This is a genomic window from Knoellia sp. AC549, from assembly GCF_979258975.1.
In genome coordinates, this window is record NZ_OZ409890.1 from 71,681 (window position 1) to 84,861 (window position 13,181).

Below are 13,181 nucleotides of genomic sequence, written 5' to 3' on the forward strand. Positions count from 1 at the left end.
CCTGCCGATTAGCTGAGTGGACTAATCCAGGATCACGAGGGATCACGTGTGAGTGTCGAATACCGTTGTGGCACAGTGCAGCTCATTTCCGTGCATCACTGAGGTGACATCGCGGATCACTCCGAGTCACGGGCAACGTGGGTAACTGAACGGGTAACAGGACATCCCGCCCCCGCCTCACGGGCGGACGGGCCGTCGCCCCACGTCATTGGCTGACTTGCGCTGAGGCCGCTCGATGTCCTACTGTTGCGTTGGCGCTTGAAAAAGGTCTTAGTTACGCATGCCGATTTGACGCGTTGCGCCGTGATCGGTAATGTAAGTTGTGAACAACCAACCGAAGCATGACCGAGAGCCTTTCTGAGCCAGACGGCAACACGAACCGCACTTGGACAACGAACGGAGCACCACTCATGTACGAAATCGCTCACCTGTAAGGCCTCAGTCGGCTGACCTCGCGGGCACCCCAAGCGCACGGCGCGACCGGGGTGCCTTTGTTGTCTCCGCTCGACGTGGCCCTGCGGGTCTTACCGAGAGGAGACGTCATCTTGACGACCCACGAATCAACCACCCTGACCCCCGCTGCCCTGGCTGCCCGCTGGGGTTGCTCAGTCGGCACCCTTGCTAATCAAAGGTCCGCCGGGCGAGGCCCTGCATACTCCCGCCCGATGGGTCGCGTCATCTACCTGATGGCCGACGTCGAGGCGACCGAAGCATCCGCTCGCGTCGAAACGCTGGAGAGTGCGGCATGAACGTCGCCCGTTGCCGCTGCGGTGCTCGATGGAGTCAGCGAGGGTCCCAAACCGCGCACTGCGTCCTGTGCCACCTGACCTTCGACAGCGAGCGCGCTGCCGACATGCACCGCTCCGCACCCGACCATGCGGGTACTTGCCGGTCTCCGCTCGACGCGGCGCGCCGGGACGGCTCACCTGCCCTGACCCTGCGAACCGGCAATGGTCGGGATGACGAGGGCGTGACGTACTGGCGCGAGGCTCCCACCGCTGCGCAGGCCGCTTCCCTTGCCGTGCTGCATGCGGTACCCGACCGCAGGCGTTCTAGCGCCGTGTCGGGGCCGGGTGGTCCTGACGGACCCCTGACGCTCGCAGGCGTCGTCAACCCGGAGCGGTCCTGCGCTGGGCGAGGCGTTGCCGCATGAGCGGCGCGACGCTCGACCGCGACTACCTCCTAGACCTCGCGCTGGTGGCGGGAACCCGTCCTCTCATCCGGCTGGTGCTCTGCTGTGCCGAGCGGGCTGACCGTTCCGGTGCGGCCGAATGGGAGTCGAACGAACTGCGCGAGCTGATCGGGGAGGGAACCGAGTACGGGCTCAGCAAGTCCGCGCTTGGGTCCCTGCTCGGGCTGGCTATCCGGCACGGCCACATCCTGGAGGGATCAACGGCAACACGAGTCCTGCTCGACACGGCCAAGGTCCAACCTCACGGCATCCCACGTCCCGGCGAAAGGTTCGGGTCCCTCACACTGACCGGCTCGCCGCGACCGGGACAGTGGGCAGCACGCTGCGACTGCGGAGCCGTCCGAGTCTTCGCCGAGGCTCACCTCACAGTGGGGCTGGCGCGGCACTGCTCCATCGTGCCCATGCGGGAGGTCTCCCATGTCGGCTGAGCTCGTGCTCGCAGGGAAGGTCGTCAAGCATTGCGATGACTGCGACCGATGGATGAGCGGGATGGCGTTCAAGCGCCGTCGTGGTCGCCCTGGCGTCCAGCTGATGTCTCGCTGCCGGTCCTGCCACCGCGCCTGGCGGGACGAAGTGCGGGAGCGGGGTCGAGCCCGATGAAAGGGAGATTCGGTGAGGTCGTGGAAGCCCACCGCGTCTTGCTGAAGAAGCGTGGCTCCCCGATGTCGTGGGAAGGGATGCCGCCTATCGGACAGGCTGGGGATTGGTTCTGGGAGGTCATGTGGTTTGTGTCGGCACCATCGGCCCAGAACGTCGCACGGCAACTGGCCCGACTCTGCGGTGAGGAGTCTGAGGTGACTGTGCCGTGGAGGTCTCTAGCCGATGCCGTGGGCATCTCGGACAAGGGTGGGCGCACCCGCGCCTATGCCGAGTCCGGGGTGGGCGTCCTCACCCGCTCGGGCTGGCTGGAGGTCGAGACCACGGGCAAGGGGCGAGGGTCCAAGACGACATTCAGGATCATGCCGGGCGACCGGGTGGCACTGTCCGAACGGCTGGACCTGCTGCCCGACCACCTGCCAGTCATCGAGCTTGCCGACGTGGCCTGACCAATGGCCAGAGTAAGGGGCTACGTCCATCAGGTCTGAGCCAACAGGTCCGACGTAGCCCTCGCTCTGGGCTTGGCCTGCGCCTAGAACGTGCTCTCGGGTGCTTCGCACCCTCACTCCGCACAAGTAGAGGCAGGGTCACCGGCGACAAGCTCACTGGTTCTACACGTTGGGGGACGAAGTCCCCACAGGACCAGTGCCTATGCGGGGGGACTCCGTCCCCCACAGGTGAAGACCCTGTGCGGCTGTCGCCGCCGCTCCATCTCCCATCGGGCGTAGTCGAGGGTGCGAAGCACCCGAAGACCGCGCTCATGGCGCATATCGAAGTACCGAGATCCGGCACCTACGCCGGTCTCTCCAGCATGCCCCGAGGTCGAGCACACGGCTCGCCCTCACTCACAGATACAGGAGTTCCACACATGACCGTCAAGAACACCAACCCCAAGGTCAAGGCCGCTCCGGCCAAGGCCGCATCCAAGGCTGAGATCATCCTTCCCGCCATCGACCCGGCGAAGCTCGTGCAGCAACGACACCGCGAGGTCGAGGCTGCGGAGGAAGCGCTAGACGAGCTGCGAGGAGAAGTTCGCTCCGGCAATGAGGACGTCACTCCCGCCGACCTTGCTGCCGCTGCCGCTGCTATCGACTGGGCCAAGCTCAAGGTTGAGGCTGCCGAGAATGCAGTGCGACGCGAGAAGGCGACGGCCGAGAAGTCCGACGAGCTGGCCCTCGCTCTCCTGGACGACATCAAGTCCATCATTAAGGTCCCGCTGACCGTCACGGACAAGCCGCCGACCGGCGAGCCCGAGAGTGGCGAAGTGCCTCAGGCATACCTCATCCCCGGATCAATGAAGGTCGGCAGCAATCTGGGCGAGCCGTTCTTGGAGGGGAGCCTGAAGCTTGTCCACGTCCGCGACGAGCTCGGCAGCACCCCGAGCGCATCTAAGATCGGTGAGCGGCTGAGGGCGGCAGGCCAGCGCGTCACCGTGCGAGATGCTGTGACGTCCGCGCTGACCGACGAGTTGGAGACAGATACCTACTCGATTCAGGTCCACCACGGCTACGCCCTCACGCCTCGCGGGAGCGGGGGCGCTGTCGCAGGTATGCACCTCAACTCCTTTGCCAACAACATCGGCAACCAAGTGGTTGCTCGCGGGTTCAGCACCTACCACGGCATCGAGTTCATCAACACGCTTCGCGACGGCAGGTCGAAGGTCAAGTCCGACACCACGGACGAGAACGGCATCCGCACGGTCGTGATCGAGTCCAGCTGCGTGGCATGGCCCATCAACAAGGGCGGCTTCACGGTCGGTCAGGTCATCGAGGTCGTCAAGCAGGTTGTCAACGACAAGGTGGGCAAGGTCGACTTCTGCGGACGAGCCAAGTCCGTCGAAATCATCAAGTCGGGCACGACCACGATTGGTGACTACGGGATGATGGGTGGGCACGTCGCGTTCTCCATCACCTACGTGTCCAAGTTGGTCTGAGGATGGCGACGACCCTCCACCTTCCAACCGAGTTGCCCGACGCTGCCGAACAGGACTACCGACACGCCATGAGCGTCTGCGTGCTCTGCGGTGAGGACCACCCTCGCGACAGCACGAGCTTCACCCGTCGATTCTGCTCCGACCGCTGCCGTAGGCACATGGCGAAGTTGAACCGCGCCGCGAAGTAGACACCGATGCCCCACCCTGCGAGCCGAGCGACTTCGGCCACAGGGTGGGGCTTTCGGGCGTTGAAAACGTCCTGTTTCGGGATCTCACAGCGCCGATGCTGAGGGACTTCCGCGTGGTTGCGCGGGATTTCAGGCGCTCGATGAGAGGAAAAGGCCAGTTTCAGCGCGGGTTCTAGCCGTGGCCGAAGCAAGTTCGGCTGTGCCACAACGCTATTCGTGCGGAAGGGAGCGTGGCAGCGGCTCTGTAACCTGCGCAGAAGGGCGGCTGCTATCACAAGACGGTTCTGCGTGTGTCGCGTCCGGGGTCCTACCCCCGGGCCCCATGATGTTCAGCGAAGATGTCAAGAAAAGGGGAATGGCTATGCAGTGGAACGGCACGACGGTCCTGGTGGTGGCTGCGCCCACCCCTCTGGAAGCACCAACGCCCACTCCCACGCTCACCATGCCCACCTCGGTGACGTCTAGCGAACCAGCTTCCGCGACTGTGACGAGCACGGCCACCCCTTCAACGTCTGCGGCGGTTGGAACGGATGGCGGGCCAGCTGCGGCCCTCAGCTTGCCGGGACTTGCGTTGATCCTGGTCCCCGTCGCCGTCGGAGCTGGGATCACCTTTGCGGTGGAGTGGTTCAAGAACCGCAATGTGGTGAGCAAGGAGGAGCGCGATGAGGCGAAGAGGGTCGAAGCAGAAACCCGCGAAGAAGAGCGACAGATCGGCAGGCAGCGCCGACTCAGGGAAGAGCAAGCAGCCGAGGAGGTAGACCGGCTGTTCTCATCTCTCGCACGTGATCTGCCAATCAAGCTCGACTACCGCGGGCTGTCCGACGAGGAGATACGGCCACTGCACGACCGGGTCCATCGGGACTTTGATGAGGTGTCGGCTCAAGTGGCGTACCTGCCGGTCGGCTTGAGGGATCGCTTACTCGAGCTCTCTCAACTCCTGAGAAACGCCGAGGGCGTGGGAGAGACCCGCTACGCAGAAGGCACCCACTACCACAGTCCACGGAACATCATCAGTAACGCGGCTGAGGAGGCCCATAGGCAGGTTGCGGCCTTCCTCAGGCATGAGGATCCGCCCCCCGCGCCCGTGTACGTGCAGGAGTATCTCTTCTCGCTCAAGGAGTTCTACGAAGAGATGGAGCAAGAGCTCGCTCAAGAAATCCATGAGGATAAGGAGCAGCGCGAAGCTTGGAGGAAGGCTCGGCCGGGCTTCAAGGCTGAACCAGGCTCACCCAAGCTAGTTGGGGAATGATTGCCGTCGCCGCGATGCTACTGAGAAGTCGCTTCGAGGTGAGGAACTGAGGCCGATGACCGTGACCGAGGCCGCCCGAGTCGGCTCCCCAGGCATGGTTGCCCATTACCCTCTGTGCATGTGGCCGAGCATCCTTACGCTGGCCGGGTCGATCATCGGCGCGGCGCTCATCTATCGATCAACAACGGCTGAGGCGAGGGCGCGGCAGCGGATCGAAACCACGACTCAGTTCCTTCACCTGGCATCTATCTCGCAGGCTCGTCGGCCAGACAGCGCCGGGGGCGCTGTAGGTTTGACCGAGCAAGTCGCAGCGATTTCGCTGATAGCGTCGTTTGGTCTCAGCCTCAAAGAGTTCAAAACTCCAGCCATTGCGGCGCTGAGTGAGGTGCGCGTCGGCTATGAGTCCAAGGGCGAGGAATCCGACGCGAGTTATCGAGTGCACGAGGCGGCTCTGGACGCATTGGAAAGGCTTGGCGAACCGACTGGATCGCGCTCAAAACGCAAACTTCCTTAGGCGGTGGGGCGTCCGTTATGACGAGGAGGTTCGCCACCCGGCAGGGCACGAGACATTCCGCATGTTCGGGCAGTAGTTGCCCTGACGTCGATCAGCCATCAGCTCGTGTGTGTGGCTGGATCTGTGAGTGCATCCCGCAAGCGAGACGCACAAGTGAACAATCCGTTGGCATTGTCTAGGACTGCACATTGATCTCGAAGTTCCGGAGGTAGTCGCGGTAAAGCTGCTGAGAGACGACCCGTTGAGGAAGCTTGGCGACCACCTGTCGATACTCGGACTCGGAGTCCGTCACCACGAAGACATGGGTTAGCGGATAGTCTCCCGCGTCACGCTTGTTTACGGCCTCGGTGAAGTCCGACCAGAGCTGTGGCTCGAAGAGCACCCCATAGTTGCCGTCGTCGGGGACGGCCCAACCCTCGCCGGCGACCTGGTCCACACGCTCTCCTGACGCGCCTGACATGAGCCAGAGCAGGGGCGCAACCGCGTGAAACTTCCGACCAAGCGAGACAAGGTTAGGGTCTTCGTAGCTGAGTTCGAAGAACTCGACGTTTTCTTCGAAGCCCTCGGCCATGGGGAAGGGGTCCCCGAACTTGTATTCGCCCTTCACCGGCTGGCCGGTGGAGGACACTCCCGTAATGGCTGCGGTGAGGCGTGGAATCGTGATGTATTCGCAGATCCCAAGGGCCTCCCACTGCGAGTCCCCCGGATTGTGTCCGGTGGCTTTTAGCCGCGCCGCTTCTTCGGGGGAGACCTCGTTGTTTGTGATCGAGATGCACCTTCGCAGTCCACCGTCATGGCGATTCATCAGCATGACCGCGTGCGCGGTGGTTCCAGAGCCTGCAAAGAAGTCGACAACCAGGGCGTCAGGTTTGTGGTCAATGAAGAAGCGGAGCGCATCGTGGACGGCGTACAGACTCTTTGGGAAGGGGAACCTACGATCCGGAAGGAACTGATTCAGTAGGCGGGACCCGTATTGGGTCGAGTCATGGCCGGGTACGCGCCACTGTGACGAGGGGATGGCTAGGTTTCCGTCTGGGCCTACCTGGGAGCCGAGATCCAAGGAGCCGTCAGTGAGCCTCCCCAATAAGGGGTATTCGCCTTTGAGTACCTTCTGATACTCGCCGCCCTTGAGGTAGTAGACGACGAATCCCTTCTCCTCAGATCCACCGAGACGCACGCGCCCTTGCTCGACGTGCTGCATCACGCTGGTCTGCGACAACTGCCAAGTCCCGTCCGAACCGTCCGCGCGCTGCGGCCAAACGGTGATGCATCCATCTGGCGCGGCGGCCGCACCCCACTCATGGGACGGCCCAGCGCCCACCACTGCCCGAACTGAGGGGTCGACGTAAAGCGGGTAATACAGATTGGGTCGGTCTAGTCGTCGGGCATTGGTGCCGGACCGACGCAGGAGATCCCAGCGGGCCGAGCCGGTAAACGTTCGGCCCTTCGCGGACAGCCAGCCGTCACCGAGTCGAATCCGCCTGGGTGCGGCCTCTCCCTGCATCACGAAGAAGTAATACTCGTCCGAGCGACCGAACTGGCCCTTCCTGGCGACGTTGGCGGGGTTGATGTTGACGCTAACCATTTGCATCGTCGCGGCAGGGAACACTTGGTCCAGAAGCATGCCAAGACGGTGAACCTCCTTCTCATCGATGGTGACGATGAGAATCGAGTCCTGAGGGTCTAGAAGTTCCTTGGCGAGTTGCAGCCGCTTCTGCATGAACGACAACCACTTCGAGTGCCTGTACGGATCGCTGTCATCCACATAGTCGTTGTTGTACTTCCAGTCCCGCGCTCCGGTGTTGTAGGGGGGGTCGATGTAGATCGCGTCAACTATGCCCGCGAAGGGGTAGCGCAAAGCTTGAAGGGCGTGGAAGTTCTCGCCGTTGATGACGACGTGGTGTGGCTTATCGCCCCCGCGAGCGACGCGACCTGTGGACCTGAGGCCCGGATAGACGGGGTCACCGAACTCGCGAATGACCACGCAACGGTCGCGCGGCTCATGCCTCGTGAACGTTGGGTCTGTCTTGTGCACAAGGCTGACTATTCCGCTCTGGACGCCGGCGACGATCCAGACGCCGGTGTCATCTACCTCAGTACGGTCGTGGGTAATCGGGGCCATGACCCGAACCTTGTCGCCCCTGCGCACGCTGGTCTGCTTATAGAGCAGGACGGATTCGGGCTTGTGGTCGTTGAACACGAGCCCGAACTGGCGCATACCCGTTGAGCTTGTGCACCTCCGAAGCGAGTGCTTCGCGTAGGGCCACGTCAGGGATGCTGGCGACAAGGTTGTCGATGTGAGCCATGAGGTTCCCCCGGATTAGTAGTCGTGGCCGAGCTGGTGATACAGCTCCGCTGCGTCGTCGGCATTGGCGCTCTTGTACTCCGCAATCGCCTCACGGACCTCGTCGTCCATGAGGTCGAGCATCCGGTACTTGCCGTTCAGGAGGTCCACGACCTGAACCCGGTGGTAGGCATCTTGGTGTTTGTCCACATACGCGGCTAGCCCCTTTAGCTTCCCAACCGCATCAGCCATGAACGCGCCATGTGGGTCGATGATCGAGGGGCGAAGTCGGCCGCCGACGCTGTGAATGAATAGGAAGTCCACGAACAGCCCATGCCACCCATCCCACTTGTGCCAAGGGATGACAAGCGCGTTCTTGGCTCTGTTCGCGGGGTTTCGATACCAGGCGATCGCGCCGTGGCCGAGTTCACGCTCGAGGACGTCTCGCTCAAGGGGCTTCAGGTCGGCGCGGTACTTTCCAAGGGCGTCCGACAGGACGTGCCTGTCCCATTGGGCGCCGCGCACATCACCGCTTGCGCGCGGCGGAACTCGAAGTGTTGTCGGTTCGGGCCTGCTGGACTGTCGACGCACCTTGTCGAAATCTTCGCGAGCGATCTCAGGCAGGCGAGTGATCTGCGAGTGGTATTTCCGCAGCCACGCCGAGACGAGGTCGGCAGCACGCTCCTCGACACGGTCGGGCAGCGTCGGATCCTGGGCAAGCGCAATGGCGAGGATCATGGCATCCGCGACGTCCTCATCGTCAGGTGCCTTGGATTCGACGTATGCATCAATCAGACCCTCGGGCAGTGCCCTACGCGCGCGAGCCATCAGTATGCGGATGCCGCGTTCGTCAAGAGCGAGGTCTGACTCATCTTCCTGCTCGGCGAAGATGGTCGGGGAACCGTAAGTAACCCTGCGCTCGTACAGACGAGTGCTGGCCACATTCGCAATGCGGGCAGCGAGCTCGTCCTTTGCTTCCAGGTCTGCTCGGAAGAGGTCTATCTCGCCAAGCAAGGCATTGAGCACCAACTTTCGGGCAGCTGGTTCTAGCGCATCGCTTTCGTACTTGTATGCCAGAAGCGCGGCGAGGCGGAAGGCGCGAGAGATCGCCGAACCTGGGGAACGGTTGGGAACCGTGTAGCTAGGGAGCGCCTCCAGGACGGCGTAGACGTCCGAGTCGGCTGTGGCATCAACAAGTTCGGGCTCGGGAGACGGTTCGGATCCCTTCCACAGATCTGGACCGTCCTGTGTGGTTGAGACGACCGAGTTGCGTTGACCCTTGCCTTGGGCGACGTGCGCTGTTTCCGAGTTGGGTCGCTCCATGAGCGACCCCTCCGGCTCCCCGTGGTCCGGTGCGGGGGAGGCGTCGGAGTCCGTCAGCGGACCGTCTTGGCGTGGCGTTAAGCGGGAGATGTGGAAAGCAGGGTTACGCGCCAGAAGGACCTCTTCAGTGATGACCTCCGCACCCCCGGCGATGCCCTCATCTCCCTTTTCGAACTCGGCAGCGATGGCATCTACCGCGCCTTTGTTGAACTTTGGCAGGATGCAGTGAACCGCATTCAGGGTGGCGTCGGACTCGACACGCCGCGCCAGGGGCGTGCGCACCATGCGCCCCATGATCTGCGTGATGGCGTCCTGGTCCTTGGCCACTCGCAGGCTGACGAGCACTTCGGCTCTCGGGCAATCCCAGCCCGTCGTGATTGCCGTCATGCAAAGCACTACACGGACCTCGTGACGATCTTGAATGTCTTCAGGTGGGCACCAGCGAATCTGGTTGGTCCCGGCTCGCGTCGTGGCCCTCGTGCCAAACACATGGACGATGTTTGCAGGAGTGATCTCAGGCCATTCGGCGAGGATTGTGCCAACGACCTCCCCGAGGGACTTCTCCGTGGGCTTGTCCTCGACTTGAACGACGAGAACCGGGTTGACAAGGGGCTCACCAGTGCTCGCGCAGTACGTGTTCCAGCGAGCTTCGTAGTCGCGTACCTTATCGACGGCATGCCGGACCAGTGTGGTCTCAGCAGCATCAAGTCCCCGCGTATGCCCCAAGACAATCTGATCCTTCAGGAGCCCCGATCCTCGGACGTCCTCGATAGGGATGGTGTGGGACTTCACCGTTCGATCGCGTTCAGCCATCTGGTCGCGAAACCGCTTTGGCGTGGCTGAGATGCCCCAGACGATCGGGACGGCCGGACGCTCTGTCGTGCCGCCGCCAATGATCTGGCCGACGATCGTGTCGCGAGTCGATCGCGCTGTGCCCATCCCGCGGTGAGCCTCGTCAATAACAACTACGAATCCGTGAGGTCGCTGCCGGACCGTGTTGGCGAGTGTGTCCCACATAGACCAGCGCCGAGCATTGGTGCTTCCCCTCGCGAGAGTAGCGTTGGCGCTGAGTTTCTGAATGTTGAGGAAGTAGACCCTGCCAGGATCGAAGGTCTCTTGGTCAAAGTCCGATTCGATGGTCCGCAAGCGATTGACAGAGAGCGCGGAAGAGGCCGCCACCATCTTGTGGAGGGTCTGCTGATTGAGGGAGGGGTCATCTGTTACCCACAGGAACGTGGCGTCATCTATTCCAGGTGTTGTCGGATCGCCGTCCAGAGCCGCCTCAATCACAGCCGTCGCGATCACAGTCTTGCCCGCCCCCGTAGGTGCCGCCAGGACGACGGCGCCCGCATCAAGTTTGTCGTCCTGGTATGCGCGCGCCATCGATGCCAGCGCTCTGACAACGACCTGTTTCGCAGTCTCCTGGTAGTCGTACAGGTCGTACCGCAACAGTGTTCCCTCGCCTAGTGCCCGTCCGGTCTCGTGCCGTTCCGAAGGAGACTAGCCTCCGAGCCTTCGACCCCCGCGACGGGTACGGATGTGCCCATGGTCAGCGGGTTCAGAGGTGGCGCGTACCGAGCCGGGATGGCGTTTCCGCAGAACGCGACTCGGTGACAAAGAATCAGACGGGCGAAGCCCGCAGCGATCACGAACCCACGACTCTGGTGGTCGTCCCAAGACGGTGAGCTCTGGCCGCGCTCGAGGTGCATACCCCCCTACGGGCCGGACTCCTCGTCCGAGTCCATGAAGGGGCGTGCAACCTCGGGAGGCGGAGCCGTGAGGTCGCCGAACGTGTCCTCCCCCGGGGTCGGCAAAGACATGTACGCACTGGTCAAGAGGCTCAAGTCAGCAGGGGTGGCGGACGGTGCGAGCTCTCCGATCCGCTCAACCATCGCGAGCTGAGCCTTCGCGTGCCCCTTCTTGATGTCATGGTCGTACCGAAGGAGCCTGAGATAAATCGCCTTCACCATCGCACCGGAGAGCAGAATCGCCTTCCGTGCGTCATAGTCCATCCCTTGCTTCATCGCGCCGGTGTACAGCTCGAAGAACTCGGACGCATCCTCGCGCCCCATATCAACCCAGCTCTCTATGGCGGCCTGCATCTCTGGGGGCATGTCAAGAATCTCGTCGCTACTGGAGCCACTCGTGGCCGCGCCCTCATCCGCGTTCTCATCCGCGTTTTCAGTCATGCAACTATCATCGGTCGACTCGGTGAAGTGCGCTGGCAGGCGCGCCAGCGCGTACTACGCGATCCAGTTGCGAATAACTACCTCGTTACCCATACTGGCACCATGACCACACGACGCGCACTCTCCCCCGGCGAGCACTCGGACATCTCAGTCATGCCGCTACGCAAGACCGGTGAGGGGAAGTGGGAAACCCTGCCGAACAAGCGCCACAAGGTCGATGCCTACCGGGCGCGAGCGCGCTATCTTTCCCACGACAACGTGCCGGGCGACGTGTCGCGACGTGCCGCCACGGAGACCGAAGCCGTGGCCCAGGTCGTGCAAGCCCTCCGCGAGCGGCTAAACGCCGAGGATGCCAACGCCACGGCAAGCACTCCCCTGCTCGATGCCTGCGAGCGCTGGCTATCCGACCTTGAGCGGTCGGACTCTGGCCGATCTGCTCGGACGGTGGCGGAGTACCGGGGAGCGTTTGAACGCTGCATCAAGGGTGAGCGTAAGGACCATAGGGGCAAGGTCACTGGCGAGGTTTCTACGTCCGTCAAGGCGCTCACACTGGGGCAGGCGAACGACGTTCAGCGGCTTACCCGGTTCCTGCGAGCCGTGGCAGACGAGCGCGGCACGGCAAGCACCAAGCACGTTCGGGCCATTCTTACTGGCGTGCTCCAGCACGCCGTGACCGTGGGCATCCTGCCGACGAATGCAATGCGTTCGGTCGGTCGGGTAACCTCCCAGCGCAAGCCCAAGGACAAGGGAGAGGGCGCACGCGATACCAAGCGAGCATTGACGGATGACGAGAGAGCACGGGTGCTCGCCATAGCTGACGAGTGGGCGGACCCGAGCCAATCAGGACACCCCGGTACTGTGGCCCATCGGCGCGCCGTGGCTGATCTGGTGCGGATGCTGGCCGGTACAGGGATGCGTATTGGTGAAGCTTCTCGCGCTGCGCTGGGAACACGTCGACCTGGCCACCGCCCGCGTGGCTGTTCCTGGCACCAAGTCGGCCAACGCCGTCCGCAACGTCAACATGCCGGACTGGCTGCACGCGGCTATGCGTGATCGTGCGGCCCGTCAGGGCACGCACGGTCTCGTTTTCCATGCTCCCCGACTCACGGACGCCGAGAGTTCGTGGAACGCAGCCAACTGCTCGCACGCAGTCACCAAGTTGCTGACCGAGGCCGGGTGCCCATGGGCGCGGTCGCATACCTTCCGAAAGACGGTCGCAACGCGGCTCGCGACAGCAGGCGTGCCACTCCAACAGGTGAGCAACCAACTAGGCCATGCTGACGCAGCGTTCACAGCCCGCGTCTACCTGGGCCGTGACTTCCAAGGCGACAAGTCCGACCTTGCTCGGCACCTCTGAGCGGGCAACTGACAGTCGTGGGTAAACAACCGGGTAAACACCCGGAAAAGCAAAATGCCCCCTACCGCGTTTCCGCTGGTAAGAGGCCTGTTTTGCTCCCCCGGTTGGACTCGAACCAACAACCTGCCGATTAACAGTCGGCTGCTCTGCCAATTGAGCTACAGGGGAATGCAATGCGTCAGTGCTGACGCGTCTGCGTGGCATGCCGCGGGCGGCACGCTGCGCAACGATAGCAAAGGGAGTGCGCCTCGACGAAAACGGCTGCCCGGACGCGACGTGACGGTCTGCGGAGCCGGCCTTCACCTGCACGACCTGGTTCGTGAACCGGCCCGGCACTCGCAGACCTGATCGATCC

At 62.9% G+C, this 13,181-nt stretch carries 11 protein-coding genes and 1 tRNA gene; 8 read left to right on the forward strand and 4 right to left on the reverse strand.

What is annotated here, in order from left to right:
• Positions 1 to 745: 745 nt before the first annotated feature.
• The 6 genes from ACZZ98_RS00355 (at position 746) to ACZZ98_RS00380 (ending at position 5,673) form a co-directional block, all read left to right on the forward strand.
• A complete protein-coding gene (locus ACZZ98_RS00355; protein ID WP_463514424.1) occupies positions 746 to 1,153 on the forward strand; it encodes an FDXHR family putative zinc-binding protein in 408 nt (135 codons plus the stop codon).
• On the forward strand, positions 1,150 to 1,620 hold the full coding sequence (locus ACZZ98_RS00360) for a hypothetical protein (RefSeq protein WP_463514425.1): 471 nt from the start codon (positions 1,150 to 1,152) through the stop codon (positions 1,618 to 1,620). The genes ACZZ98_RS00355 and ACZZ98_RS00360 overlap by 4 nt, the downstream gene beginning before the upstream one ends.
• A gap of 366 nt (positions 1,621 to 1,986) precedes the next feature.
• Positions 1,987 to 2,238, forward strand: coding sequence for a hypothetical protein (locus ACZZ98_RS00365; protein ID WP_463514426.1), 252 nt, complete (start codon positions 1,987 to 1,989; stop codon positions 2,236 to 2,238).
• A gap of 419 nt (positions 2,239 to 2,657) precedes the next feature.
• Positions 2,658 to 3,722, forward strand: coding sequence for a hypothetical protein (locus ACZZ98_RS00370; RefSeq protein ID WP_463514427.1), 1,065 nt, complete (start codon positions 2,658 to 2,660; stop codon positions 3,720 to 3,722).
• Positions 3,723 to 4,232: 510 nt separating this feature from the next.
• Positions 4,233 to 5,159: a hypothetical protein gene (locus ACZZ98_RS00375; RefSeq protein WP_463514428.1), complete on the forward strand. Its 927-nt coding sequence runs from the start codon at positions 4,233 to 4,235 to the stop codon at positions 5,157 to 5,159.
• 118 nt (positions 5,160 to 5,277) lie between these two features.
• Positions 5,278 to 5,673, forward strand: coding sequence for a hypothetical protein (locus tag ACZZ98_RS00380; RefSeq protein ID WP_463514429.1), 396 nt, complete (start codon positions 5,278 to 5,280; stop codon positions 5,671 to 5,673).
• Positions 5,674 to 5,848: 175 nt separating this feature from the next.
• Here ACZZ98_RS00380 and ACZZ98_RS00385 read toward each other — a convergent pair whose 3' ends face one another.
• The 3 genes from ACZZ98_RS00385 to ACZZ98_RS00395 all read right to left on the reverse strand — a co-directional run bounded on the left by ACZZ98_RS00385 (position 5,849) and on the right by ACZZ98_RS00395 (position 11,469).
• Positions 5,849 to 7,891, reverse strand: coding sequence for a site-specific DNA-methyltransferase (locus ACZZ98_RS00385; RefSeq protein ID WP_463514430.1), 2,043 nt, complete (start codon positions 7,889 to 7,891; stop codon positions 5,849 to 5,851).
• A gap of 102 nt (positions 7,892 to 7,993) precedes the next feature.
• A complete protein-coding gene (locus tag ACZZ98_RS00390; protein WP_463514431.1) occupies positions 7,994 to 10,729 on the reverse strand; it encodes a DEAD/DEAH box helicase in 2,736 nt (911 codons plus the stop codon).
• Positions 10,730 to 10,995: 266 nt separating this feature from the next.
• Positions 10,996 to 11,469, reverse strand: a complete 474-nt coding sequence (locus ACZZ98_RS00395; protein WP_463514432.1) for a hypothetical protein — start codon at positions 11,467 to 11,469, stop codon at positions 10,996 to 10,998.
• Positions 11,470 to 11,571: 102 nt separating this feature from the next.
• On the opposite strand from ACZZ98_RS00395, the gene ACZZ98_RS00400 reads away from it, so the two are divergent.
• Together ACZZ98_RS00400 and ACZZ98_RS00405 are read left to right on the forward strand one after the other, a co-directional pair.
• Entirely contained in the window at positions 11,572 to 12,522 is a 951-nt protein-coding gene (locus ACZZ98_RS00400; protein WP_463514433.1) for a hypothetical protein, read from the forward strand.
• Positions 12,443 to 12,826, forward strand: a complete 384-nt coding sequence (locus ACZZ98_RS00405; protein ID WP_463514434.1) for a tyrosine-type recombinase/integrase — start codon at positions 12,443 to 12,445, stop codon at positions 12,824 to 12,826. Before ACZZ98_RS00400 ends, ACZZ98_RS00405 begins: the two co-directional genes overlap by 80 nt.
• A 95-nt stretch (positions 12,827 to 12,921) precedes the next feature.
• On the opposite strand, the gene ACZZ98_RS00410 is transcribed toward ACZZ98_RS00405, so the two are convergent.
• Positions 12,922 to 12,994, reverse strand: a tRNA-Asn gene (locus ACZZ98_RS00410).
• Positions 12,995 to 13,181: the final 187 nt, after the last annotated feature.

What these genes read in the sequence shown, in the direction of transcription:
- ACZZ98_RS00355 (WP_463514424.1), top strand. Translation starts at nt 746, where the DNA reads ATGAACGTCGCCCGTTGCCGCTGCGGTGCTCGATGGAGTCAGCGAGGG.
- ACZZ98_RS00360 (WP_463514425.1), top strand. Translation starts at nt 1,150, where the DNA reads ATGAGCGGCGCGACGCTCGACCGCGACTACCTCCTAGACCTCGCGCTG.
- ACZZ98_RS00370 (WP_463514427.1), top strand. Translation starts at nt 2,658, where the DNA reads ATGACCGTCAAGAACACCAACCCCAAGGTCAAGGCCGCTCCGGCCAAG.
- ACZZ98_RS00375 (WP_463514428.1), top strand. Translation starts at nt 4,233, where the DNA reads ATGATGTTCAGCGAAGATGTCAAGAAAAGGGGAATGGCTATGCAGTGG.
- ACZZ98_RS00380 (WP_463514429.1), top strand. Translation starts at nt 5,278, where the DNA reads ATGTGGCCGAGCATCCTTACGCTGGCCGGGTCGATCATCGGCGCGGCG.
- ACZZ98_RS00385 (WP_463514430.1), bottom strand. Translation starts at nt 7,891, where the DNA reads ATGCGCCAGTTCGGGCTCGTGTTCAACGACCACAAGCCCGAATCCGTC.
- ACZZ98_RS00395 (WP_463514432.1), bottom strand. Translation starts at nt 11,469, where the DNA reads ATGACTGAAAACGCGGATGAGAACGCGGATGAGGGCGCGGCCACGAGT.
- ACZZ98_RS00400 (WP_463514433.1), top strand. Translation starts at nt 11,572, where the DNA reads ATGACCACACGACGCGCACTCTCCCCCGGCGAGCACTCGGACATCTCA.